This window comes from Deinococcus psychrotolerans (assembly GCF_003860465.1).
Taxonomy (GTDB): Bacteria; Deinococcota; Deinococci; order Deinococcales; family Deinococcaceae; genus Deinococcus; species Deinococcus psychrotolerans.
In genome coordinates this window covers 46,635-70,558 of record NZ_CP034186.1, presented here as the reverse complement: position 1 = coordinate 70,558, position 23,924 = coordinate 46,635, and the positions used below count along the sequence as shown (strand labels likewise).

Below are 23,924 nucleotides of genomic sequence, written 5' to 3'. Positions count from 1 at the left end.
TGTTTGTCAAGCTGTTGTCATGGCTACTTTGCTCACCCGCGCCCGCACTGCCCGTCCTGCCCAGCTCTTACGGCTGCTGATCGGCATTCTGATTCCGCTGCTGATCGTCGGTGTGGTGGCCGAAGACCTGGTAGAAAAAGCCCGTTTCGCCTTCGAGACACCGCTGCTGCTGTGGATTCATTCTTTCGCCACGCCCAGCCTAGACCGCCTGGCCCTGATCTTCACCACCGTAGGCGGCGTCAGTGTAATCGCCCCACTCAGCGCCGTGATTCTGGCGTTCTTGTGGTGGAAATACCGCTCGCTCGCTTACTTCTGGGCCTTATCGGTCGGCGGCGCGGCAGCACTCAACGTCATCATGAAGCTGGCCTTTCACCGTGCCCGCCCTGAGCTGTGGCCCAGACTGGTTCAGGAAAGCGATGCCAGCTTTCCCAGCGGGCACAGTATGTACAGCATGGCCTTCGTGGTGGCCCTCATCTTGATGTCATGGCGTACCCCTTACCGCCCGCTGGTTTTGGTGCTGGGTGTGCTGTTTACCCTGAGCGTCGGGCTGTCGCGCCTTTATTTGGGCGTTCACTACCCCACCGACGTGCTGTGCGGCTGGCTGTCGGGGCTGGCCTGGGTGCTGGGCGTCTACAGCATCATGTCCAATCACAGATCGGGACGGCCCAACTCATGAGGCTCTTGATTGTCGAGGACGACCCACACATTGCCGAGCTGCTCAGCGACGGCCTGACCGAAGAAGGTTACGAATGCGACCTCGCCGCCAGCGCCGCCGAAGGTGAACAGCTGGCGACGCTGTTCCCTTACGCCCTGCTGATTCTGGACGTGATGCTGCCCGAGGGGATTGACGCCGGTTATCAACTCGGCGAACGGTTGCGGGCAGCGGGGTCTAAAGTGCCCATCCTTTATCTCACCGCACGCGGCACCGTGGAAGACCGCGTCACCGGCTTGGAAGCCGGTGGCGACGATTACCTGACCAAGCCGTTTGCCTTCACCGAGTTGCGGGCCAGAATCCGCGCCCTGCTGCGGCGGGCCAGCGGCAACACCCAGAATGCGGTGCCGTTGCCAAAAGGCTGGATGATGGACTTGGGAGCGCGTGAAGTCTACGCGGCAGGCATTCGGGCCGATTTGACGCGCCGGGAGTTCGCATTGCTGGAACTGTTCGTGATGAATCCGGGCCGGGCCTTTGGAAGGGACGAGATTATTGAGCGGCTGTGGCGCGGTGAGGGCAGCGTGGAGCATAAAGTGATTGACGTGTATGTCAGCACCCTGCGGCGCAAAACCCACGACACCCTCATCGACACCATTCGCGGTACCGGCTACCGCCTCGGGCGCGGCACCACTTGATGGGCCGCTGGAGCCCGCATTCTTGGAAACCACAGTCTTGGAGCCTGCGCCTCAAACTCACGTTGGGCTACGCGCTGGTGTTTGCCCTCACCATCTTGCTCGGCGCGGTGGGCGTGTATTTCACGGCGCGTTCGTCGCTGACCGCTTCGCTCGATCAGACGCTGCGGGAAACTGCTGCCGTCGCGCAGGCCAGCGTGGAAACTCAAAAAGGTCGCTCTTTTTTTGCGCCCCAACTCAAAGCCAGCAGCGATCTGAGTATTGAGCTGCTCTCGGCGTCGGGCCGACTGCTGACCAGCGTGGGACGCGACGAAGACACTTCACCGCCCTTTACGCTCGGGTTTGTCAGCTTCGCGGAGCAGCGGGTCTTTACCCAAGACGTCGGAAGCGGTCTGTATCTGCGAATTTCGCGGCCCAGCGACACCCTGAGCCACTTGCTCGAAACGCTGGCCCGCATTCTGCTGGTCGGCAGCGTGCTGATGATCGGGGTGGCCTGCGCCGCTGGTTACTCTCTGGCCGACCGGGCGCTCAGGCCAGTGGACGCGGTGGCCCGCACGGCGGCGGCGATTGCCGGGCGCGGCAATTACCGTGAGCGCGTTCCAGCGATGAGCGGCCACGACGAAATGGCCCGCTTGACCAACACCGTCAACGCCATGCTCGATCAGTTGGAGCACACCATCGAGCGCGAAAAACAGTTTGCCCGCATCGCCGCCCACGAACTCCGCACCCCACTGACCGTTCTCAAGGGCCGCTTGGAGTTGACTTTAGAGCGCCCCCGCGACGCCGCCGCCTACCAAAAAGCGCTGGCAGGCATGCAGGGACGGGTCGACGCCCTGATGACCTTGTCAGAAAGCCTGCTGGCGCTGGCCCGCAGCGACGCCCCCGTGCAACTGGAGCCGGTCGAGTTGGCCGCTGGCGTGATCGCGGCTGCCGAGCAACTCAGCGACGCGGCCCAGCGAACAGGCAAGCGCGTCCATTTGTCGCTCACCGAAAGCTGGATAGAAGCCGAACCGGACGGCCTGCAACGGGTACTGATGAATTTGATGGAAAATGCCCTCAAGTACGGTACAGGTGAGGTGGTTGACGTGCGGGTAGAGCAGCAAAGTTGCATCATCAGGAGTGGGGGCGCGGGGCCAAAGCAAGACGACTGGCCCCGCTTACTGCAACCGTTTGAGCGTGGCAGCGGAGTCCAAAGCACGCCGGGCAGTGGCTTGGGACTGGCGTTGGTCTCGGCTCTGACCCAGCGCTGGAACGCGCGGGTGCAGCCGCAGTGGTCTTCAGGAAACTTCAGCGTTCAGGTGCAGTTTACCGCCGCTCAGCAGACCCCAAGCCAAAACAAAACGCCGCACGGATTTGCGCCGAGATAAGACTTTTGGGCAAGGCGGCTGAAAGCTTGACAGCGCTTTCAAGAACGCCTAATCTAAAGCCGTTCACCAAACAAAGTTCGGATGTCGTGTTACCGGCAGGCCACTGCGGCTGCCAAGGAGATCATGTCGTGACGGCCTCAACAACAGAAACGGTGACGCTGGTCGAGGTCGCGAGAGAAGCGGGCGTTTCGCCCAGCACCGTCTCGCGCATCCTCAACGGCAGCGCCAAAGTCGCTTCCGACAAACGGGCGCGGGTTGAAGCGGCTATTCACAAGCTTGAGTTTGCGCCCAACGCGCAGGCCCAAGCCCTTGCAGGTGGACGCAGCTTCTCGGTGGGTGTACTGACCCAAAACCTCTCCAGTCCCTTTTACGGCGAAACGCTGGCAGGCATCGAACGCGGCTTTGTGGGTACGGCCTACCACCTGCTTGCGGTCAGCGGTCACTGGGACGCCGAACAAGAGCGCGAAGCTCTCAATTTGTTGTTGCGCCGCCGAGTAGACGCCCTGATCGTGCTGGGCGGCGTCATTGAAGACGCGGCGCTAAACCGGGCCGCCGAGCGGCTGCCGCTGGTGGTGGTGGGCCGCAGTCTGGACAGCCTCGCTGAGCGCTGCCTGATGACCGACAACCAAGCCGGGATGCGGCAAGTCGTAGAGCACCTGGCGGCACTCGGCCACCGCCGCATCGCTTATATCGGCGGGCCAGAAGGGCAGCACGACGCTTTCGAGCGCCGGGAAGGCTTTGAGACCGCAATGCGGGACGCCGGGCTGACGGTTTTTCCTGAGCTGATGCGGCGCGGCGATTACACCGAGGTCAGCGGCGAACAGGCCGCCGCGACCCTTCTCGAAGCAGGCCACCCGTTTACGGCTTTGTGCTGCGCCAACGATCAGATGGCTTTTGGAGCGCGGCTGACGCTGTACCGCCGGGGCGTGCGGGTGCCTGAAGACCTCTCGCTGACCGGCTTTGATGATCTGTTCGCCGCCAAATACACCACCCCGCCGCTGACCACCGTGCGTCAATCGGTCAGTGAACTTGGAGAGCAGGCGGCCGAGGCCGTGCTGCAACTGCTGGCTTCAAAAACCCCGTCTTTGCCCATTCACCTTCCGCAGCTCGTCGTGCGCGAGTCCACTGGCCCAGTCCGGGCCGCTTCGCCCCCAGGAGGCGCGTGACAGTCGGCCGCTTCTGGGTTGACTCTTGGGCAGCATTCGTTTCTGGGCAGCACTGTCCGCAGCGCACCCACCGCCTTCCTTTCCTTTTTTAGAATTCCTGTTCTCGGAGGTTTTACCATGAAGATCAAACGCTTACTCGTTCTGACTGCTCTGCTTTCGACCACCCTCGCCGCCGCCCAGAAAACCACCGTCACCGTCGGCGTGTTCCCCGACCTCGACAGCGTGGTCAAGGCCGCCCTGCCGGGCTTCAACAAGCTCTACCCCGACATCGACGTCAAGATCAACTCGCTGGCCTACGCCGATCACCACAACGCGCTGACCACCGCGCTCTCGACCGGCAAGGGAGCCAACGACCTCGAAGCCATCGACTTCGGCTACGTCGCCAAATTTGCTGAAGGCAACGGCATGACCGACCTCAGCAAGGCCCCCTACAACGCTGGAGCGCTCGCCTCCAAGTTCGTCAGCTTCACCTTCCCGCAGAGCACCACCCAGGACGGGCGCATCGTCGCCATTCCCACCGACATCGGCCCCGGCTCGATGTTCTTCCGCACCGATCTGCTGGCCAAGGCTGGCGTTAAGCCTGCGCAGCTCAACGCCAGCTGGGAATCGTACATCACCAACGGCAAGAAAGTGGTGGCCGCCAACCCCGGCACCTTCCTGATTCCCGACGCCTCTGAAGCGGCCCAGATCATTTTGCGCACGGGCCTCAAGGCCGGCGAAGGCCTGTACTTCGACAAGAATAACAAGGTGCTGGTCAGCCCCGACAACGCCCGCTTCGTCAAGGCCTTCACGGTGGCCAAGCAGATCCGCGACGCCAAGCTCGACGCCAAGGCCGGCGCAGCCTTCTCACCGGAGTGGACCACCGCCTTCCAGAAAGGCAACCTCGCCACCGAGTTCTCGGGTGCGTGGCTGGTCGGGCACATGCAGAACTGGCTGGCCAAGGACTTCAGCGGCAAGTGGAACGCCCAGAACCTTCCCGGCAACACCTTTGCCAGCTGGGGCGGCTCGTTCTACGGCATCCCCACCCAGAGCGCCAACAAGGACGCCGCTTGGAAGCTGCTGCAGTACCTGACCACCAACCCGGCCCAGCAGGTGTTGGCGTTCAAGACCACCGGAGCCTTCCCGGCACTCAAGGCCGGCCAGACCGACTCGGTGTTCAACCAGGGCGTGGCCTACCTGGGCAACCAGAAAGCCCGCTTGCTGTGGCGCACGGCGGCGACCAAGATTCAGCCGCTCGACGTCAACAAGCTCGACCCCATTGCCGACCAGATCGTCGGCGACGCGCTGGGCAGTGTGCTCGACGGCAGCAAGGACATCCCCACCGCCCTGGCCGACGCGCAGCGTCTGGTGGAGCGCCGCACCCGCTAATCCGGGCGCACTCCATCCCCTGAGTTCAACCGGCTGAGCGTGTCTGGCATGTGCCCGCGCTCAGCTTTTGCTGCGCCGGTTTTCGCACCGGCCACGCCGACCCGGTTCACCGTCTTGAAGGAGGCTTCCGCTGTGACTGCTCCCCCCGCCAATCTGACCCCCACGCCGCCCATTCCCAAGGTCGGCGGCTGGGACAACTTCCAGCGCAAGTACGCCCCCTACATCTTCATCAGCCCATTTTTCCTGCTGTTTTTCGTTTTTGGGCTGTTTCCGATTATCTTCAATGCCTACCTCTCGGTGCACGAATGGCAACCCGGCAGCGGCCTGGGCGACATGAAATTCGTGGGCCTGAGAAACTTCACCGACAACCTGACCGACCCCACCTTCTGGCTGTCGCTGAAAAACACCGCGATCCTGGCCGTCGAGAGCGGTCTGCCGCAGCATCTGATCGCCATTCCGCTGGCCTTTGCCATCAACATGGGCCTCAAGCGGGCGCAGTCGTTCATCACGGCCATCTACTTTTTGCCGTACATCACCTCGGTGGTCGCCATCTCGGTGATCTTCTTCACGCTGTTCAGCTGGCAGTATGGGGTGCTCAACGCCGCCCTGGGCAGCCTGCACAACATTCCCGTGCTGGGTGCGCTATTTCCAGCCGACAAGATCAACTGGCTGGGCGAACGCGCTTTTGTGCAGCCGTCGATTGCCATGGTGATCGTCTGGCGCTACGTGGGCTGGAACATGCTGCTGTACTTATCGGGCCTGCAGGCCATTCCCGGCGACCTCTACGAGGCGGCGGCAGTGGACGGCGCGACCCGCACCGAGCAATTCCGGTTCATCACCCTGCCGCTGCTGCGCCCCACCATCTTCCTGGCCGTGACCCTGAGCCTGATCGGCGGCTTCCAGCTGTTCGAAGAACCGTACATTCTCACCAACGGCGGCGGCGGCGTCGGGCAGGCAGGACTGACCACCATCATGTATATGTTTAGAACCTACAACGCTTACAGCGACGCTGGACTGGCCGCCGCAATGGCTTGGCTGCTCTTTATCGTGATCGGCCTGCTGACCCTGGTCAACAACCGCATCTTCGGCCGCAGCGGCATGAGCGACAGCAAGGCGGCAAAATGACTTCCACACCTCTGGCCGCGCCGCGCACGACGCCCCGCAGCATCAGCGGCAAGCGCCCACTCAGCCGCGCCGCTTCCATCCTGCTGCTCGTTTTCGGCGGCCTGCTGACGCTGGCTCCCTTCTACTTCATGTTTGTTTTCGCCACCCACCCGCGCCAGGAGATCTTCTCGCTGCCGCCGCCCGTCTGGTTCGGCCACGACCTGACCAACAACTACGAAAGCCTGCTGTCACGTATGCCGTTCTGGCGCAACCTCTGGAACAGCTTGTACCTGGCAGTGCTGACCACCGCAACCACCTTGTTTTTCTGCACGCTGGGCGGCTACGCCTTTGCCATGTACGAATTCAAGGGCAAGGGCTGGCTCTTCGGGCTGCTGCTGGCGACCCTGCTGATTCCGTCGACCCTCAACATCGTGCCGTACGCCCTGATCATGCAGGCACTGGGCTGGATCGACACCCCCAGAGCGCTGTGGATTCCCGGCATGGCCAACGCCTTCGGCATCTTTTTGATGCGCCAGTACATCGGCAGCGCCATTCCACGTGAACTGGTCGAGGCCGCCCGCATCGACGGAGCCACCGAATTCACGACCTTCCGCAAAGTCATTGTGCCGCTGACCGGCCCAGCGATGGCGACGCTCGGTCTGGTGACCTTCGTGCAGTCGTGGAACGGCTTTTTGGGGCCGCTGATTATTTTCCGCAGCGCTGAAACTTATACCGCGCCGCTGGCCCTGCGCACCCTGCAAGGCATCGCCAACACCGACTGGGGAGCTTTGATGTGCGGCGTGGCCCTGACGGTGGTGCCGCTGCTGGTCATCTTCGCCTTCGCCTCACGCCGCCTCATCGACGGCCTGACCAGCGGAGCGCTGAAAGGCTAAGGACAAAACGTTGTTGTCCTTAGTCTCCCCTTCCCTCCTCGTCTCTATCTTCACTTTTGGAGAATTATGACCCTGACTTTACCTGACACCACCCGCCTCACCCGCCAGAACTTCCCGCCCGACTTTGTCTTCGGGGTCGCCACATCCTCGTATCAAATTGAGGGCGCAGCCCACGAAGGCGGCAGGTCGCCCAGCATCTGGGACACTTTTTGCGCTACGCCAGGCAAAGTCATGAACGGCGAAAACGGCGACGTGGCCTGTGACCACTATCACCGCTTAGACAGCGACCTCGATTTAATTGCTTCGCTGAATGTCAACGCCTACCGCTTCAGCGTGGCTTGGCCGCGCATCATCCCCGGTGGCCGCGGGGCGACGAACCAGGCCGGACTGGACTTTTATTCGCGCTTGGTGGACGGCTTGCTGGCGCGGGACATCACACCCTGGCTGACGCTCTACCACTGGGACTTGCCGCAGGTTTTGCAGGACAAAGGCGGCTGGCCTGAGCGCGACACGGCGCTGGCCTTCGGTGACTACGCGGCGGTGGTGGCCGCCGAACTCGGCGACAGGGTCAAGCACTGGATCACCATCAACGAACCCTGGGTGGCGGCCTTTTTGGGCTACGGCGTCGGCATTCACGCGCCGGGCCACACCGATCTGGCCGAGAGTTTTGCCGCTTCACACCACTTGCTGCTGGCACACGGCCTGGGCGTTCAAGCGGTGCGGGCGAGCGTGCCGGACGCTCAGGTGGGCATCACCCTCAACCTGGGGGCGGCGTATCCGGCCAGCAGCTCACCCGCCGATGAGGCAGCGGCCCACCGGCAAGACGGCTTTGCCAACCGCTGGTATCTCGGCCCAGTGTTCGGGCGCGGCTATCCGCAGGACACCGTCGACCTTCTGGGCGCGGCCAGCCCGCAGGCACAGGGTTTGGTGCTGCCCGGCGACTTGGAAATGATCAGCAGCCCGTCTGACTTTTTGGGCGTCAACATGTACTCGCGCAGCGTGGTGGAAGACGCCCCGGACAATGGCGACTTCCTCGGCGTCAAGCAGGTCAAGGTAGAGGGCAGCGAATACACCGGCTTCGACTGGGAAGTGGCTCCGCAGAGCTTGACCGATTTGATGCTCAGGTTGCAGCGCGACTACAACCCCGCCGCCATTTACATCACCGAAAACGGCGCGACCTATCCAGACCACGTCTCACCGGACGGCACCGTGCATGACACGGCCCGTACCCGCTACTTCCAGCAGCACCTCGCTGCATTGGGAGCGGCCATCACCGGCGGCGCGAAAATGGCCGGCTACTTCGCTTGGTCGCTGATGGACAACTTCGAGTGGGCTGAAGGCTATGACAAGCGCTTCGGCATCGTCCATGTGGACTTTGGGACGCAGGCGCGAACCCTTAAAGCGTCGGGAAAGTGGTACCAGGATTTTCTGGCCCGCACCCAGCAGAGTAAGGCCACTTAACCGACCCGCCAAACACAGCCCTAGAGCACCAGCGGGAGTGGAATAAAGAGAGCATTTGGGAGGATGGATGCCTGAGCGTGCTTTTTGCTCAGGCATCTATTCGGACAAATGCTCTAAGGACTGGAAACTGAATGAAGCGTCTATTGACCGTTGCCCTTCTTTTGACTCCTGTGGCCAGCGCTCAGGCCGTCCCCACGCTGAGCCGAACCGAGGCCGAAACCCGCGCCCGCGCCGTGCTGTCCAAAATGACCCTCGACGAGAAGATCGGGCAGGTCAGCATGGCCCACTTCTTCCGCTTTCTGGAGGGAGGTCGCAGCGGGCCTGTGGCTGCCAACGCGGGCGACAGCTTTTCTCGGTTGCTGCCCGGCGCGATCCTTAATGGCGGCGGCGACACCCCACAGCCCAACACGCCCCTCGGCTGGGCCGACACCCTGCGCGGCTTGGAAGAACTGGGACGCCAGCATTTGCCCGGTGGCGTGCCCGCCGTTTTCGGCACCGACTCGGTTCACGGGGTGGGCAACGTCGCGGGCGCGACCCTCTACCCGCACAATCTGGGGCTGGGCGCGGCGTTTGATCCGGCGCTGACCAGAGAAATTGCCCTCGCCACCGCTCAGGACATGCGGGCCATGAACATGGACTGGGATTTCAGTCCGGTGGCCGATTTGGGCCGCGATCCACGCTGGGGACGCTTTTACGAGACCTTTGGCGAGTCGCCTTGGCTGGTGGCCGATCAGATCAGCGCCGACGTGCTGGGCTTGCAGGCGGGCGGGGTGGCGGCCACCCTCAAGCATTTCGTGGGTTACGGCTCACCGAGTCTGGGCCGCGACAGGGCCGACGCCGAGATCAGTTTGCGTGCCCTCCACGAGCTGTACCTGCCCCCATTCAAAGCTGGAATTCGGGCCGGGGCGATGGCGGTGATGGCCAACAGCGGCAGCGTCAACGGACTGCCGGTTCACGCCTCGCACACCCTGCTGACCGATGTGCTGCGCGGTGAGCTGGGGTTCGGGGGGCTGGTGGTCAGCGACTGGAACGACATCGACCGGCTGGTCACGGTCTACAAGACCCACGCGGATCTGGTGAGAGCTGCCGCCGACAGCGTCAACGCCGGAATCGACCTTTACATGGTGCCTTACGACGTGGAAAAGTACGCGGCCGCGCTGAAGGAAGCGGTGCAGGGCCAGCTCATCACGCAGGCGCGGCTGGACGAAGCGGCACTCAGGATGCTGACCTTCAAGGCCGAGCTGAATTTGATGGACGCCCGGCCCGCTGGCAGCGGCGTGCTGGCCGACCACCGGGCGCTGGCCAAGCGGGCGGCGGCGGCGACCCTGACCCTGCTGGAGAACGACAGCTCCGCCTTGCCGCTGACCAGAGGCCGGGTGCTGGTGACTGGCCCGGCGATGGATAGCGCGGCCATTCAGCTCGGCGGCTGGAGCGTCAACTGGCAGGGCGTGGGCAAGGGCAACGTGACCTATGTGCCGAAAGTCAGCACGCTGGCGTCGGCCCTCAAAACCTCGGCCCCGGCGGGTGTCAGCGTCAGCGCCCTGCCAGATGGCAAGCGTGCGGCCCTGCTCAAAGCCGCCGCCAACGCCGACAAGATCGTGCTGGCGCTGGGGGAGGCCCCTGCCGCTGAGAGTCAGGCCAACAATCCCAATTTGGCGCTGCCGGACAGCCAGATTCAACTGCTGCGCGATGTGCTGGACACGGGTAAGCCGGTGGTGCTGGTGCTGATGGCAGGCCGCCCGATCCTGCTGCCCGAAGACCTACGCAACCGCCTCGCGGCTTTGGTGATGGCTTATCTGCCCGGCAGTGAAGGCGGTGCAGCGCTGGCCGACGCGCTGTATGGCCGCGCCGGATTCGCTGGCCGCTTGCCGTTCACCTGGCCCGGCAGTCTCGGCGAAGCGGGGCTGAGCGCCGACCGCCCCCCGGAAGGCGCGGGTGAAACGCTCCTGCCGCTGTATCCGCTGGGCTTTGGGCTGGATTACACCCGCTTCGCCACCTCGGCTATGACGGCCAGCGCTGTGCCCGGAGGCGTGAGTATCAGCGTGACGCTCAAAAACGTCGGCGAGAAAACAGGCACCGGCACCTTCATTGTCCGCGCCAGCTTGCCGCCTACCGGAAACCTGGAAGCGGTCAAGCGTCCGGTGGGCGTGGTTCGGGCCGAACTCAAGCCGGGCGAGTCGCGCACGCTCAGCCTGACGGTGCCTGCCGAGCGGCTGGAAGCCTTTACCGGAGACGTTTTCGGGCCGGTCACGGGAAGCGTGGTACCGGGCGAATACCGCTTTGAGGTGGACGGCAAACAGGCCGCCATCACCTTCTAGTATATGACCACAGGCATGTCTATAGTTATTTGCGAGTCGGATAGTGGCGCTTGAGTTTCTCCCGAGCTGTGGGTGTCGAGAACTGCCAGTTCACGCGCACAGACCGCGCGTTGCGGTCTGTTTCCCAGGCGTGGATTTCACGCTCGACGGCCTCTTTACTCGCCAAGCGCTGACCCAGACACTGGCGTTGCAAGGCTGACCACTCCAATTCCGCCGTCTTGGGCAGAACGGCACCCATATGGGGCCTGCCCGCATGTTGAGCCAGGACGCATGTTTTGGTGTGTAGATCCACTCGAAGCGTCGGCTCAGCCGCCGAGCTTCCTCTGCCGGAAGATGTTGATATAGCGCTGCTGGACTGTGCGTGGACAGCTGATCCAGCACCAGAACGATCTTCTCGGCAACCGCATAGCGCAGCTCCAGTGCCTGGAGCTGCTCAGCAAAGTCCGCATTGCTCCGTCGGTCGGTCACCGTGACTGTGCGTTGACCGGTGTGTGGTTCCAGAGCGACAAAGAAATTGACGGTGCCATACTGGAATGAACCCCCTAGAGAGGACCAACGGCCAAGCCACTTTGCCCCGACCAGCCGTTAGGCTGATCACAGCGCGAAGGAGCATTCATGCCAGGACGCAATCACAGCCGTGAATTCAAGCTTCAGGTCGTCAACCAAATCAATTCAAGCCAGCGAACGACCGCTCAACTCAGCCGGGAACATGGTTTAGTGCCCAGCCTGATCCACCGTTGGCGCAAAGAGGTCGAGGCGCGCGGAGAAGCCGCCTTCACCGACGGCGTGGCCACAGATCGCAGCGCCGAGCTGCGGATTGCTGAGCTGGAGCGGTATTGCGGCCAACTTGCCTTAGAAAACACCATCTTGAAAAAATCGCTGGCGACGTACCGCTTGAACAAAGGCACCAAATGATCTCGGATGCGCGACACGCGCATCCCACGGTGTCGGTGCGTCGCCTGTGTGAGCTGCATGCGGTCAGTCGGTCGTGGTACCTCCGTCAACGAAACCGCGCAGTCATCGACCAAGATCAACGACTCGCTACTGACATTGAAGCAGTGGTGCTGAAGTGGAACGGCTATGGGTATCGGCGGGTCACTCGCGAACTGGCACGCAGCGGGCAGTCCATCAATCACAAACGCGTTCTGCGGGTCATGCGGGAACATCGCTTATTGTGTCGACCCAAGCGGCGTTACCAGCGCACCACCGATTCCACTCACAGCGAGAAACGCTTCCCCAATCTGCTCCCACAAGTGATTCCAACCCAACCAGATCAGGTCTGGCAAGCTGATCTGACGTATGTGAGGGTGAAGCAGGGTTTCGTCTACTTGGCATGCGTGCTGGACAGTTTCACGCGTGAGATCGTGGGCTGGTCAATGTCAAAGTTTATCGACGCCGACCTATCACTGGCCGCGCTGAATAACGCGCTTGCTGCTCGCAATCCAGCACCTGGACTCCTTCATCACTCTGATCAAGGTGTCCAATATGCCAGCCGGCTCTATATCGCCCGCCTGCGGGCGATGGGTATCACGCCAAGTATGTCCAGAAGAGGCAATCCCTACGACAACGCTCGCATGGAAAGTTTCTACAAAACTCTCAAAACAGAGGAGGTTGATCTTCAAGATTATGCTGATCTGGACGATGCACAGCGCCATGTGAACCACTTCATCGGTAAGCTTTACAACCAAGAACGCCTGCATTCCAGTCTCGGCTACGTCCCACCTGCCGAGTTCGCCGCCCGCTATCATCCAGCCTAGAAGTGACTTGCCTGCTGGTCCTGCGCTTTGGGTTCACTCCAATACCGCTTGTATTCATGATCCACCCGTGCTGGGGATCCCGGCACGGGTGGCAGTGGCTCTCGGACATGATCCAACAGCTGATACGACTTTTCATCGAAGCAGATGACAGGCCGTGAGGCATCGTAGGGCTGGGCATAGGTGTCCAGCACGGTTTCCATGCGCCACACGAAGTCCGCACCTACCTGGGCGACACACCAACTTTGAACCTGCCACGGTTTGAGTGCGTTTTTTTCAGTGTTCTCCGTACGGTCTCGTCACTGATGCTGTCCACCACACCCAGGGTCACCAGACGATCGGCCAGCAGTTGCATCGTCCATTTCTCCCGGCCGTCGGGACTCGAGCACACTTCGGCGATCAAGATCGCCGTCCGCTGCGCGTTCAGTTTGGGCGGCTGTTTGGGCCGTGCTTTCTCGTGGAGGGCAGCCTGGAGGCCGCCCTCGGTGTACTTCTTGCGGATCGACGCGACGGTGGCAGAACTCACGCCTTGGCGCTCGGCCACGTCCCGATCCAGCAGGCCTCTGTCGCTCAGGAGCAGGAGGCGTGCGCGGGCCACGACCCGCGCACTGTGCACGCCTTTCCGAATCATGTCCGTCAGTTGCTGCCGCTCATCGTCGCTCAGCTGCACAACCCACTGTTTCCGTCGTCCCATCCCTCAGTTTACCTGAAGGCATGCCTGTGGTCATGCACTAGAAGAAGCCGGGGCCGAGCTGATTTCCTTCAGTCCACTCCATGACGCGCAGGTGCCGCCAGCGGGCGGATTGCTGATCGGCGGCGGCTACCCCGAAGCGTACGCGGAAGCGCTCAGCCGCAATACCCAGATGCAGGCCTCGGTGAAGGTTTTCGCTGCTTCAGGCCGCCCGGTGGTGGCCGAGTGCGGCGGTCTGATGTATTTGGGTGAGTCGCTGGAGGCAGCGGAGCAGACATTCCCCATGTGCGAGGTCATCCCTTACCGCACCCGCATGGGTGGCCGCCTGACGCTGGGCTACCGCGACGCCGAGGCGCTTTACAACTCGCCGCTGGCCGCGCGGGGAGAGCGGGTACGGGCGCACGAGTTTCATTACAGCGCCCTGATCGGGGAGGCCACCCAGCCGGCTTACCTGATCGGCGGCCAGCCGGAAGGCTACGCCAGGGGCAATGTGCTGGCGAGCTATCTGCATCTGCATTACGCCGCCGATCCGAGGATGGCGAGCCGGTTGGTTGAGGCGTGCCGAGTGGGGACGTGACCCCAAACTGACACCACTCCCCGAATACAGTTTCTGCCCGCACCTTGAGCAGCATCAAAAATCTCCACTCTCAACGTTTGCCCACTGTGCGGCCACCAGCGACGTGTAGCTCTAACGCAGCCACTCAGCAGTGGTCTGGAGATACGGAGCCAGCGCCTAACCCCATCGGCGCTCTGCCAAAGACTGTTCTCAGCGGGTCAGGGCATACGGAATGATGTAGGGCCTGCCGGTGTCCGGGTCGCTCAGGATGTGCGCCTTGAGACCGAAGACCTCGGCCAGCAATTCCGGCGTCAGCACATCCTCCGGGCGGCCCTGAGCGTAGACCTCACCTTCCCGCATGGCAATGATCTCGTCGCTGTAGCGCACCGCCTGATTCAGCTCGTGCAGCACCATCACCACCGTCTTGCCCTGCTCACGGTTGAGGCGCTGGGCCAGTTGCAAGACTTCGAGTTGGTGCGACAGATCAAGGTAGGTGGTGGGTTCGTCCAGCAGCAAAATCTCGGTTTGCTGGGCCAAGCTCATGGCGATCCAGGCGCGTTGCCGCTGCCCGCCGGAGAGGGCTTCGAGCGGGCGACTGCCGAAAATGGTCATGCCGGTCTTGGCCAGCGCCCACGCCACCGCTTCACGGTCTTCGGGGCGGCGCACCGGAAAGCGGCCCTGATGCGGATGACGACCAAACCAGACCAGTTCCTCCACCGATAGGCCCTCCGGCGCGGTTGGCCCCTGCGGCAAAATCGCCAGCCGCCGCGCCACCTCCTTGCTGGGCAGGGTGTGCAGCGCCTGACCATACAGCTCTACATTCCCGCCACTGACGGGCCTCAGCCGCGCCAGCGCCCGCAGCAACGTGCTTTTGCCGCAGCCGTTCGGGCCGATGATGCTGGTGACCTGCCCGCCCTTGATCCTCAGGTTCAGGTTCGGCACGATCACTGAAGTGCCGTAGGCCAGCTTCAGGTCGTGGGTGGAGAGTGGGGAGGCGAGGTCTTCTGGACGGTTCATGCACTCCTTCTGAGTAAATACAGAAAATACGGTGCGCCCACCAGCGTTGTGAAAATGCCTGCCGGAACCTCTAAAGGCGGCAGCAGGGCGCGGCCCAGCGTATCGGCAGCCAGCACCAAGAGCGCTCCCAGCAGCATACAGACTGGCAACATGCGCCCGTGCTTTGCGCCCACCAGCAAGCGGGCCAAATGCGGAGCCAGCAGCCCTACGAAGCCCAGAATCCCAGCCCCAGTCACGGCGGCCCCGGCCAGCGCCACACCCACGCCCAGCGAGATCAGGCGGGCCAGACTCACCCGCGTGCCCAGTGCCGCCGCCAGATCTTCACCCAAGTTCAGCACATCCAGCGTGCGCGACAGCAGCAGCGCGGCGGGCAGCAGCACCAGCGCCCAGGGCAGCACCCGCAGCAGCCGCGCCGAATCCGCGCCGTAGACCGTGCCGGTCAGAAAAGTCAGCGCCGAACCCAACCCGTCGGGGGCACGCACCAACACCAGTTGCTGAACTGCGCCCAGCGCCGCCGCCACCGCCACGCCCACCAGCGCCAGCCGCACCGGATGCAGGCCGCCTGCTCCGCTCCACTCCCGTGAGAGCAGCAGCACCAGCCCAAAGCCGCCCCACGCTCCGGCGAGCGCGGCCCAGGGCAATCCGCCCGGCGGCGCGGCAGGCCAGGCCAGCAAAAATACCGTCGCCGCCAGCCCCGCCCCGGCTCCCACCCCGATGATGTCGGGCGAGGCCAGCGGGTTGCGAATCACGCCCTGCATCATGGCCCCCGACGCAGCGAACATCGCGCCGCACAGCAGCGAAACGCCCACACGCGGCAGGCGCAAGTCCAGTACCAGTTGGCGGGTCAGGTCGTCGCCGCCGCCCCACAGCGTCGCCCAGACCTGAGCCGCCGGAGTCGCCACCGCGCCCAGCCCCAGAGCCAGCACTGCCAGCAGCACGGTCAGGGCGGTGAGCACTCCAGCGACAGTCAGGGCACGGGCACCGGTATAGCGGGGAGCAAGCGAACGGGTCATTGGCCTTGGAAGGCGGCACTCGGCGCGGCGTCTTGCAGCAGGCGGCTTTCGATGGCCTGCGCCACCATCAGCTTTAGGGCAACGGGGCCTCGTCCGCGTGTCCAGTTGTCACGGTCAAACACATACACCCGTCCACGCTGCACGGCGCTCAACTTTTGCCACAGCGGGCTTTTCTTCCACTCCTGCGTTATGGGCGCTTCGTCCGGCGCAGCAAACAGCACCAGCGTCTGCGGATTGAGGGCCACCAGCCCTTCTAAGGAAACCTCGTACTGGGTCTGATCTCCTTTGGGACTCAGGGCATTCTTACGGCCCAGCGCCTCCAGAAAGCTACCGACGAAACTTTGGTTGGTGTGTACCGTGAACGATTTGGGCGTCACCACAGCGGCCACGAAGGCGGGGGCATTCTTCTTGGTGAACGCCTTGGCTTTGAGGATTAGGCTCCGCTGATCGGCCAGCACCTGCTTGGCGGCGGCCTCACGGCCCACCAGTTGCCCGATCGCCAGTGTCTGCGCGTTCAGGTCATCCAAGCTGCCGCGCCGACTCTGAAAGGCGGCGGTGGGAGCCAGCTTGGCCAGTTGCGGGTAGATCTCGCCCTGCACGAAGGCGTCCGCGAGGATCAGTTGCGGGCGCAGCGCGGCGATGGTTTCCAGACTGGGCTGGGCGCGGCTGCCCGTCGCGGGGATTTTTGCGGTCAGGCTGCGCAGGTACGGCGGCGCACCTCTGTCGCCGCCCTGACTCCCCAGCGCGGCCCCCACCGGAGTCACGCCCAGCGCCAGCAGCGTATCCGCGAACGAGTATTCCAGCGCCACCACCCGCTTGGCCGGAGTGGCGAGTTCCACGCTGCCACGTTCGTGCTTGACGCTCAGGGCCAGGGTAGTGGAAAGGAAAATGAGGGCGGAAAGAGAGAGCAGTTTTGATTTCATGGAGAACCTCGAAGGAAAAACGCCATATGGAACGGCACTATCTGCTGCGCCCGATGCGCCGCGCCAGCAGCACGAAAAACGGCGCTCCGGCAGCGGCCACCAGAATGCCCACCGGGGTCTCGGCGGGGCGGTCAATCAAGCGGGCGGCGATGTCGGCCAGAATGAGAAGAGCTGCACCCAGCAGGGCAGCCAGAGGTAAACTCAGGCGGTGATCGGCTCCCATCAGGGCGCGGGCGGCGTGTGGCACGATCAGGCCCACGAAGCCAATCGGCCCCACCACGCTGACCGAACCGGCGGCCAGAAGCACGCCCAGTCCGGTGATCAGGGCGCTGTCGCGGGCGGTGCGGGTGCCCAGGCTGCTGGCCACGTCCTCGCCGAGTGCCAGGATGTTGACGCGGCTTGAGAACAGCAGCGCCAGAAGCAGCCCCAGCCCTAACCACGGCGCGACCTGCCAGAGTTGCTCCCAGGTGCGCCCTGCCACCGAGCCGGACAGCGCGAACAGTGCGCCCTGAGCGCGGGTTTCAAACAGAATCTGCACCGCGCGGGTGGCCGCGTTCAGCAGGTAAGCCACCGCCACACCGGCCAGTGCCAGTCTTAATGGGGTCAGGCCCGCGCTTCTGGCTGCGCCGTAAGCTGCCGCTGCTGCCGCCGCCCCGCCCACGAAAGCGGCGGGCACGAACAGCGCGGCGGGCGCAGTGGGAAAGAAGACCACCATCACCAGAATGGCCAGCGCTCCGCCCGCCTCCACGCCCAGGATGCCCGGATCGGCCAGCGGGTTGCGGGTCACGCCCTGAAGCAGCAGCCCTGATACAGCCAGACCCGCCCCCGCCAATCCCGCCACCAGCGTGCGCGGCAGCCGCAGCGCATGAACCACCAAGCTGTCAGTGGTGTCGTCGGGTGCAAGCAGCAGGTGGGCCACCTGAGCCAGAGAAATCTGGCTGGCCCCCAGCGCCAGAGATGCCAGCAGGGCCAGCAGCAGGAGCAGCGCCGCGAGAGCAAACACCAGTACACGCCCGGAAAGGCGCGGACGTGGGGTCTGGACGGCGGCAGTATTCAGGGGGTCAGTGGTCAAGGACTGGCCTGCAACTCTACGCTGACCTCACCGAGTTGACACTGCCGGATCTCGCTCAGATCGGCGTTGTGGCTGGAGCCGGGCAGCTTCAGCGGGGCAGCGGGGAGCACCTCGGCGCGGGCAATGCCCACCGCACCGTCCAATTCAAAATGCAGCGTGACCGTCTCCCCATCCACCTCAGCCCAACGCTGCGCCCGCAGCCAGTCCCAGCCATGACGGATCAGCAGTTCACGGTCGATCAGCTGGCCCAGCCGGGGCAGACCGGCAAAGCCGCGCAGATGCCCGGCAACTTCGGCGGGGTGGACTTCGCGGCGGGCCACCCGCACGGCCAGTTCGGGAGTCAGATGCGCCCACAGGTAGCCGCTGGGCAAATCTACCGCCGTCGCCGCGAAGCGGTGGCCGCCGAAATGTCCGGTGCGCCAGGCCCGCAGCCCAGCAGCTTGCAGCGCCGCATGAACGGGCACGCCGTAGCGCCCACACGCCGCGTCCACCGTGCCGTGGGTGCAGACGTGAAAGTCTGGGCCAGCGCTTGGAGTTTCCACACCCTGCCATGCCTTCAGGTTCTCCGGTTCCAGCAGCGTGTCAGTGAGTCCCCGCGCCCACTCGGTCTGGGGCAGGTCACTGGCGTAATCGCGGCGCACGAAGCCTGCGTTCTGCCGGACATAGTGCCGCACCCGCAGCGGCCGCCCTGCCTTGGTTGGGGCGCTCATCAGCAGGCCAAAGCCCGCGCCTGACGCCTCCACCTTGCCGCGCAGCCGCTCGAAGACGCCACTCTGCTCAGTCGTCCAACTGGCCACGTCACGCAGCTTGGCCCACACCGGCACGTCCAGTTCGAGCACCGTGACTTCCTGCCAGTGGGGCGCAGTGCCAATCGGGTCTTCCCCAGCAGCCAGCGAGGCGTCGGCGCAGAGGGCCAGGCGGGGGCGCTCGGTCACGGTCATTTCAATTTGTCCAGAATCAGCCGCGTGACCTCTTGGCTGTTGCGAATGGAAGTCAGCGGGCCGGAGTAGGGGCTGAACGCTTCGGGGATGTACAGCACGCTCTGGTCTTTGAGGCGCTGGCCCACCGGGGTTTTGAGGAAAGCGTCTGCGCCGTTGTACTGGCCGCCGGGGGGAAACAGCACCACCAAAGTCTTTTTGTCGATACCCAACAGCGCCTCGTCACTGACCTGCGCTCCGATGCCCAGCGTGGCCGTGCCCAGCTTGAGGCCGTCCTTGAAGCCCAGCGCCCTCAAGTCATCGATGAGGCGCACCCGGCTGTAGGCCCAGGTGTTGCCGCCGCTAAACGGTGCCAGCACCACCACCTTGTCGTACTGCTTGAACACGCCTGCCGAGAGCAGTTTGCGGGCGTCAGCGCGGTTCACGTCCGCCGCCTGCTTGATGATCTGCTCGGCCTGCACCTGCTTGCCGAATACGCGGGCGAGGTCGCGCAGCCCCTTTTGCCAGAAGCCCGCGCCGCCCTCTTCATAGCCGACGGTGGGAGCAATTTTGCTGAGCTTGTCGTAATTCTGGTTGCCGTCCCAGGTCAATCTCACGATCAGGTCGGGCTTCAGCGCCAGAATCGTTTCCAAGTTGGGGGCCGTCCAACTGCCGACGAAGCTGGGATTGCTCAGCTTGCCGCGCCCGTAAAAGCCGCTCTTCAGCACACTGGGTTTGAGCTTGCCGCCGCTGATATCGCTGGGCGAAAGGTAACTGCTCGCCAGCCCCACCACGCGCTCGCCCAGACCCAGCGCGAACATCCAGCCGAGGGCTTCTTCGTCCATGACGACAATGCGCTGCGGATTTTGCTTGACGGAGGTGGTGCCCTCGTCGTGCTTGAGAGTCAGGGTCTGGGCAGCCGCAGCGGGGAGCAGGGTCAGGGCGAGCATCAAGGCAAGTCGTTTCACGGGCTTAACCTAACTAATCCGAGTGATTTAGTCAAGTTAAGGTTTTTCACCAGCCGGTATTTCCAGTGGCTGAGAGGTCGCGTTAAGAGGGAGCAGATAGAATGTATTCTGAGATCCGTTCGGTACCCCAAACTTATCCTCATTAAAAAGCCCGCCGATGCAGGTTCGTCGCTGTCTGAACCCGAAGGATCCTATTTCATGCCGATTCCCAGCCTTGATCTCTCTCCCCTTTCCCCAGATCAGATCCGGGCGATGTTGGGTGCGGCTTGGGCCTGCCGCGCCAGCGACCCACACGAGTCCGTGCGCCTGTCCCGTCTGGTGCTGGCACAGCCGCTGGCGGACGCCGAGCTGGCCCGCGCCTCGTTTTGCTTGGGCTTCGGACTGGCCAAGCAAGGCGAATTCCGGGCGGCAGAACCGGAGCTGTGCCGGGCGCTGCATCTTTACAGCGAACTGGGCAATCAGGAGTTACGGCGCGACAGCTTGAAGTGGCTGGGCGTCGCTCAAAATGAGCAGGGCCGCCCCGTCGAGGCGCTGGCGACCTTCATTCAGGTCAGGCACCTGAGTGCGGCGCTGGGCGACACCCAGGGCGAGATCACGGCGTTGAGTAACATCGCGGCGGCTTACAGCACCATGGGAGATCACCCCAACGCGATGGAGCACCATTTGCTGGCGTTGGGCCTCAGCCGGTAAGAGGGGCTGCCGCTTATCGAACGCATTGCGCTGAGCAATCTCAGCGCGGCCTATAACGAAATGGAGCGCTACGGCGACGCTCTGGAAGCCGCTGCGGCGTGCCTGAAAGTGCAGGTGGACGACGACCCCGAATTAGACGCCATGGCCTGCCAGAACGCGGGCGACGCTCACTTCGGCTTAGGGCAGTTCGCGCAGGCCAGAGCCATGTATCTGAAAGCCCGAATCTTTTTCGAGCGCACCGGAAATCAGGTTGCCACCGCCGGTATCGCCGTGGCTCTGGGGCGGGTGGGGCAGCGGCAGGGAGCCGAGGACGAAGCGCGGCAGCTGTTTGAACGCAGCTTGGAACTTCAGCAAAAGACCGGAGACAGGCGTGGGCAGACCGAAACGCTGCTGCACTTGGCTGAACTGCTGGGAACCTCGGCTCAGCCAGAAGACGCCCTGAGTGCCCTGCACCGCTCTGGTCGGTGATGAGGTGCTGCGCCAGGTGGCTGGGCTGCTGCGGAGCCAGTTGCGACGTGGAGACCTGCTGGCCCGTTACGGCGGTGAGGAATTCGTGCTGGTCATGACCGATACCAGCCGCCCCGCAACGTTGGACATTGGCGAAGACTTGCGCCGAACCATCCAGAACCACGACTGGTCTGCCGTGCGCCCTGAACTGAGGCTGACCATCAGCTTGGGCGCTGCCGTCGCCCGGCTGGACTCCACCACGTCGGTGCAGGACGTGATGCGGGCCGCAGACACCGCGCTTTACGCCGCCAAAAATGCAGGCCGCAACCGCGTGGCCATTCGGCTGGCCGAAGCGTCGGGATGAGTTTCGGGTGCTTACGAACTTCAGTGCCGGTATCTAGAGCATTTGTCGTAAAAGTTTCAAGACTTTTATGACCGAGCGGACTTATCAAGCTGCGCAGCAGGGGGAGCGAAATACGTGCTAGAGCAGATGGGAGCGGGCAGGCCCGAGAGGTGCCGCTTTGCCCAAGACAGTGGGCAGGCCCCATACGGGTGCCGTTCTGCCCAAGACAGTGGAATTGGTGGGGTGCTTTTCCACAACAATGGAACGGACAAATGCTCTACGAACGCATCAGCTTGAGAAAGGCAGCGACGACCTGCGGATCAAACTTCTTGCCCGCCTGCGCTTCAATCTCGCTCAGGGCCACGTCCACGGGCCAGGCCGGTTTGTAGGGCCGTACGCTGATCAGGGCTTCGTAAACGTCGCAGACGGTGAAGATGCGGGCCAGCAGCGGAATCTGCGAGCCCACCCGGCCGGAAGGATAGCCTCCACCGTCCCAATTCTCGTGGTGATACAAAATGATGTCCAGAGCCCCCTGCGACAGATTAGGAATTCTGGAGGCCAGCGCGAAGCCCTGCTCAGCATGCTGCTGCATCGTTTTGAATTCTTCGGGCGTCAAGCGGGCCGGTTTACGTAGCAGCGCGTCCGGCACCATCAGTTTGCCGATATCGTGCAAGTACGCGCCCTGCTTGAGTTCGATCAGGGCCGCCCGGGGCAACCCGAGGGCCGCGCCCAAGTGTTCGGCGTAAGCCACCACCCGCTGGGTGTGACCGAACGATTCCACGTCACGCGCTTCCAGCGCAGCTCCCAGAGCCATCAGCCCGCCTTCGACGGTGAGCTCGACTTGTTTGAGGACGCGCTCGTGTTCCAAGATGTAGCCGAGTCTGAGCGCCACCGCTTCGAGCAGGCGGCGAGCGTGCGGCGTGATGGGCCGCCAGTTGTGGTAACTCATCAGCACCAGCACGCCCACAACCGACCCGGCGTCGCGCACTGGTGTGGCCAGCAGGCTGCGGAGCCCCATCGCGACCCATTCCGGCATCGCCCTGGCCTCCGAGGGGTAGTCGGCCGTGCCGATGGTGCTGTTGGTGACCATCGCCTGACCCAGCAGGCCGCTGGAAACGTCGCGCTTGAGGCTATGCAGCGGCGCTTCTTGCTGCTCGTGCGTACTCGAAATGTAAACGGACTGAAGCGAGGTGCCGAGCAGTTCGTAATATGAGCTGGCGTCAAAGCCGAGAATCAGCCGCAAGTTCTCTAGGCCGCGCCGCAGCAGCTCTTGGGTGGAGTTGAGACCCTCGATCAGCCGCATAAACTCTTCCGCACTTGGCACGTGCTGAAGGGTGGTGTCCAGATGTGTATGTTTGACGTTTTCCTTGTTCTCGTACATCCGCTGATCCGCGACGGCAATGGCCCGCTGAAGATCATCATACGAGTGAACCAGCGCGGCCCCAAACGCCAGGGCGGGCAAAGTCAGGCGGACTTTGGGTGAATGCTTGATGACTGTCTGGGCGAAGTGATCGGCCTGCGCCACGCTGGAATCCAGCAAAATGACCAAAAATTCATCGCCTCCCCAGCGGCTGGCGGCGGCGTCTTTTGGGAGCGCTTCCGTGATGGCCTGTGCAACCGCCTGAATATGCTGATCACCCGCGTCGTGGCCGCTGAGGTCGTTGATGGATTTGAGGTCGTTCAAATCCATCATGATCAGCACCGCCTTTTGCTGCGGCGTGAGGTGGTGCAAAGCCCGCTGCATCCCTGTGCGGTTGAACAGACCTGTCAGGTTGTCCTGATTTGCTAGACGGTGCTGGCTTTTAAAGCGGAGCAGCATCGCTTGGACGTTGAAGACCATAATCCATACGAACCCAGCGACAAGCACAACCTGTAGAGCCGTGCGCCACACAGGATTGGAAGTCGCCGTCTGCGGAAAGAACCCTTCCTGAATGGAAGTCAGGACGATACCGCTGGTCAAAACGATAATGGGCAGCACGATCTGGCGTGGAAGCCGGAACGCTCCCAGCATCCAAGAGATAAAGAAAATAAGGACGGCGGCCAGGAGCAGGAATAGACTGCTCGAAACGGGCGACCAGACGGGCTTCTCAGATCTCCCAAAAAGCCAGAAACCCAGCAGCAAATGCATGGAGGCCCAGAAGACGATGGTCGGCCACCACCGAAACCGGAAAGCGGCGGGCGACTGTGGCTGGTTCGCGGCACGCTCCCCGCGTGTCATTGAAGTTGAACCTGCGAGACAGATCTAACCATCAGGGTATCAGTATGTGGGGGAAGCCATGAGACAGACAGTTGATTTCCGTCAAAGTGTCCTATGCTACAATCCGTACTCGACCAGACGTGCTGCTCAAGCCCCGTTCACAGTTTGCTCCTTGCCTTAGCGAAACTCAGTCGAGTGGTCAAGGGCTGTTGCAGAACACCGCACGGACATTGGGCCTAGACAGCGTCCGCCTTCGGCAATACACTCGCGGCAACCTGCTGAATCCCCTTCATGCTGCACGCGTGATTGGGCTAC

24 protein-coding genes are annotated in these 23,924 nt (G+C 63.1%); 15 read left to right on the top strand and 9 right to left on the bottom strand.

What is annotated here, in order from left to right; all coding sequences use genetic code 11:
• The first annotated feature begins 19 nt into the window (after nt 1-19).
• The 9 genes from EHF33_RS18300 (at nt 20) to EHF33_RS18260 (ending at nt 11,021) form a co-directional block, all read left to right on the top strand.
• Nucleotides 20-676 carry a phosphatase PAP2 family protein gene (locus EHF33_RS18300; protein WP_241191446.1) on the top strand — a complete coding sequence of 219 codons (657 nt, stop codon included), beginning with the start codon at nt 20-22 and terminating at the stop codon, nt 674-676.
• Nucleotides 673-1,347 carry a response regulator transcription factor gene (locus tag EHF33_RS18295; RefSeq protein ID WP_124874918.1) on the top strand — a complete coding sequence of 225 codons (675 nt, stop codon included), beginning with the start codon at nt 673-675 and terminating at the stop codon, nt 1,345-1,347. Before EHF33_RS18300 ends, EHF33_RS18295 begins: the two co-directional genes overlap by 4 nt.
• Nucleotides 1,347-2,711 carry a sensor histidine kinase gene (locus EHF33_RS18290; RefSeq protein ID WP_124874916.1) on the top strand — a complete coding sequence of 455 codons (1,365 nt, stop codon included), beginning with the start codon at nt 1,347-1,349 and terminating at the stop codon, nt 2,709-2,711. The genes EHF33_RS18295 and EHF33_RS18290 overlap by 1 nt, the downstream gene beginning before the upstream one ends.
• 128 nt (nt 2,712-2,839) lie before the next feature.
• Nucleotides 2,840-3,877: a LacI family DNA-binding transcriptional regulator gene (locus tag EHF33_RS18285; protein WP_241191445.1), complete on the top strand. Its 1,038-nt coding sequence runs from the start codon at nt 2,840-2,842 to the stop codon at nt 3,875-3,877.
• A gap of 117 nt (nt 3,878-3,994) precedes the next feature.
• On the top strand, nt 3,995-5,245 hold the full coding sequence (locus tag EHF33_RS18280) for an ABC transporter substrate-binding protein (RefSeq protein ID WP_124874914.1): 1,251 nt from the start codon (nt 3,995-3,997) through the stop codon (nt 5,243-5,245).
• A gap of 132 nt (nt 5,246-5,377) precedes the next feature.
• The gene (locus EHF33_RS18275; protein WP_241191444.1) at nt 5,378-6,370 is read left to right on the top strand and encodes a carbohydrate ABC transporter permease; all 993 of its coding nucleotides are present in this window, start codon (nt 5,378-5,380) and stop codon (nt 6,368-6,370) included.
• On the top strand, nt 6,367-7,242 hold the full coding sequence (locus EHF33_RS18270) for a carbohydrate ABC transporter permease (protein WP_124874910.1): 876 nt from the start codon (nt 6,367-6,369) through the stop codon (nt 7,240-7,242). Before EHF33_RS18275 ends, EHF33_RS18270 begins: the two co-directional genes overlap by 4 nt.
• A gap of 66 nt (nt 7,243-7,308) precedes the next feature.
• Nucleotides 7,309-8,703: a GH1 family beta-glucosidase gene (locus EHF33_RS18265; RefSeq protein ID WP_124874908.1), complete on the top strand. Its 1,395-nt coding sequence runs from the start codon at nt 7,309-7,311 to the stop codon at nt 8,701-8,703.
• A gap of 143 nt (nt 8,704-8,846) precedes the next feature.
• Nucleotides 8,847-11,021, top strand: a complete 2,175-nt coding sequence (locus EHF33_RS18260) for a glycoside hydrolase family 3 protein (RefSeq protein WP_164473607.1) — start codon at nt 8,847-8,849, stop codon at nt 11,019-11,021.
• A gap of 90 nt (nt 11,022-11,111) precedes the next feature.
• On the opposite strand, the gene EHF33_RS22030 is transcribed toward EHF33_RS18260, so the two are convergent.
• Nucleotides 11,112-11,603 (bottom strand): transposase, encoded by a 492-nt coding sequence (locus EHF33_RS22030; RefSeq protein WP_124875421.1) that lies wholly within the window; start codon nt 11,601-11,603, stop codon nt 11,112-11,114.
• A gap of 33 nt (nt 11,604-11,636) precedes the next feature.
• On the opposite strand from EHF33_RS22030, the gene EHF33_RS18250 reads away from it, so the two are divergent.
• Entirely contained in the window at nt 11,637-11,936 is a 300-nt protein-coding gene (locus EHF33_RS18250; protein WP_124867807.1) for a transposase, read from the top strand.
• On the top strand, nt 11,933-12,778 hold the full coding sequence (locus tag EHF33_RS18245) for an IS3 family transposase (RefSeq protein ID WP_124867809.1): 846 nt from the start codon (nt 11,933-11,935) through the stop codon (nt 12,776-12,778). Before EHF33_RS18250 ends, EHF33_RS18245 begins: the two co-directional genes overlap by 4 nt.
• Nucleotides 12,779-12,998: 220 nt before the next feature.
• On the opposite strand, the gene EHF33_RS18240 is transcribed toward EHF33_RS18245, so the two are convergent.
• Nucleotides 12,999-13,469 carry a helix-turn-helix domain-containing protein gene (locus EHF33_RS18240; protein ID WP_124874904.1) on the bottom strand — a complete coding sequence of 157 codons (471 nt, stop codon included), beginning with the start codon at nt 13,467-13,469 and terminating at the stop codon, nt 12,999-13,001.
• Nucleotides 13,470-13,560: 91 nt separating this feature from the next.
• Here EHF33_RS18240 and EHF33_RS18235 point away from each other — a divergent pair, with 91 nt between their 5' ends.
• Nucleotides 13,561-14,043, top strand: coding sequence for a hypothetical protein (locus EHF33_RS18235; protein WP_241191443.1), 483 nt, complete (start codon nt 13,561-13,563; stop codon nt 14,041-14,043).
• 189 nt (nt 14,044-14,232) lie between these two features.
• Here the strand turns inward: EHF33_RS18235 and EHF33_RS18230 are convergent, their stop codons facing one another.
• The 6 genes from EHF33_RS18230 to EHF33_RS18205 form a co-directional block, all read right to left on the bottom strand.
• Complete coding sequence (locus EHF33_RS18230; RefSeq protein ID WP_124874900.1) at nt 14,233-15,039, bottom strand: ABC transporter ATP-binding protein; 807 nt, start codon at nt 15,037-15,039, stop codon at nt 14,233-14,235.
• A complete protein-coding gene (locus EHF33_RS18225; protein WP_124874898.1) occupies nt 15,036-16,052 on the bottom strand; it encodes a FecCD family ABC transporter permease in 1,017 nt (338 codons plus the stop codon). The genes EHF33_RS18230 and EHF33_RS18225 overlap by 4 nt, the downstream gene beginning before the upstream one ends.
• Nucleotides 16,049-16,975, bottom strand: a complete 927-nt coding sequence (locus EHF33_RS18220) for an ABC transporter substrate-binding protein (protein WP_124874896.1) — start codon at nt 16,973-16,975, stop codon at nt 16,049-16,051. Before EHF33_RS18220 ends, EHF33_RS18225 begins: the two co-directional genes overlap by 4 nt.
• 37 nt (nt 16,976-17,012) lie before the next feature.
• Nucleotides 17,013-17,981, bottom strand: coding sequence for a FecCD family ABC transporter permease (locus EHF33_RS18215; protein ID WP_124875419.1), 969 nt, complete (start codon nt 17,979-17,981; stop codon nt 17,013-17,015).
• A gap of 62 nt (nt 17,982-18,043) precedes the next feature.
• The gene (locus EHF33_RS18210; protein ID WP_124874894.1) at nt 18,044-18,988 is read right to left on the bottom strand and encodes a sucrase ferredoxin; all 945 of its coding nucleotides are present in this window, start codon (nt 18,986-18,988) and stop codon (nt 18,044-18,046) included.
• A complete protein-coding gene (locus EHF33_RS18205; RefSeq protein WP_124875417.1) occupies nt 18,985-19,914 on the bottom strand; it encodes an ABC transporter substrate-binding protein in 930 nt (309 codons plus the stop codon). Before EHF33_RS18205 ends, EHF33_RS18210 begins: the two co-directional genes overlap by 4 nt.
• A 216-nt stretch (nt 19,915-20,130) precedes the next feature.
• Between EHF33_RS18205 and EHF33_RS18200 the strand changes: the two genes are divergently transcribed.
• Genes EHF33_RS18200 through EHF33_RS18190 form a run of 3 tightly spaced genes read left to right on the top strand, consistent with a single transcriptional unit; the run spans nt 20,131 to nt 21,433 of the window.
• On the top strand, nt 20,131-20,622 hold the full coding sequence (locus EHF33_RS18200; RefSeq protein WP_124874892.1) for a tetratricopeptide repeat protein: 492 nt from the start codon (nt 20,131-20,133) through the stop codon (nt 20,620-20,622).
• Between the two features lie 60 nt (nt 20,623-20,682).
• A complete protein-coding gene (locus EHF33_RS18195; protein WP_124874890.1) occupies nt 20,683-21,090 on the top strand; it encodes a tetratricopeptide repeat protein in 408 nt (135 codons plus the stop codon).
• Nucleotides 21,065-21,433 (top strand): GGDEF domain-containing protein, encoded by a 369-nt coding sequence (locus EHF33_RS18190; protein ID WP_124874888.1) that lies wholly within the window; start codon nt 21,065-21,067, stop codon nt 21,431-21,433. The genes EHF33_RS18195 and EHF33_RS18190 overlap by 26 nt, the downstream gene beginning before the upstream one ends.
• Before the next feature lie 256 nt (nt 21,434-21,689).
• Here the strand turns inward: EHF33_RS18190 and EHF33_RS18185 are convergent, their stop codons facing one another.
• Nucleotides 21,690-23,630 (bottom strand): HD domain-containing phosphohydrolase, encoded by a 1,941-nt coding sequence (locus EHF33_RS18185; RefSeq protein ID WP_124874886.1) that lies wholly within the window; start codon nt 23,628-23,630, stop codon nt 21,690-21,692.
• Nucleotides 23,631-23,924 lie beyond the last annotated feature (294 nt).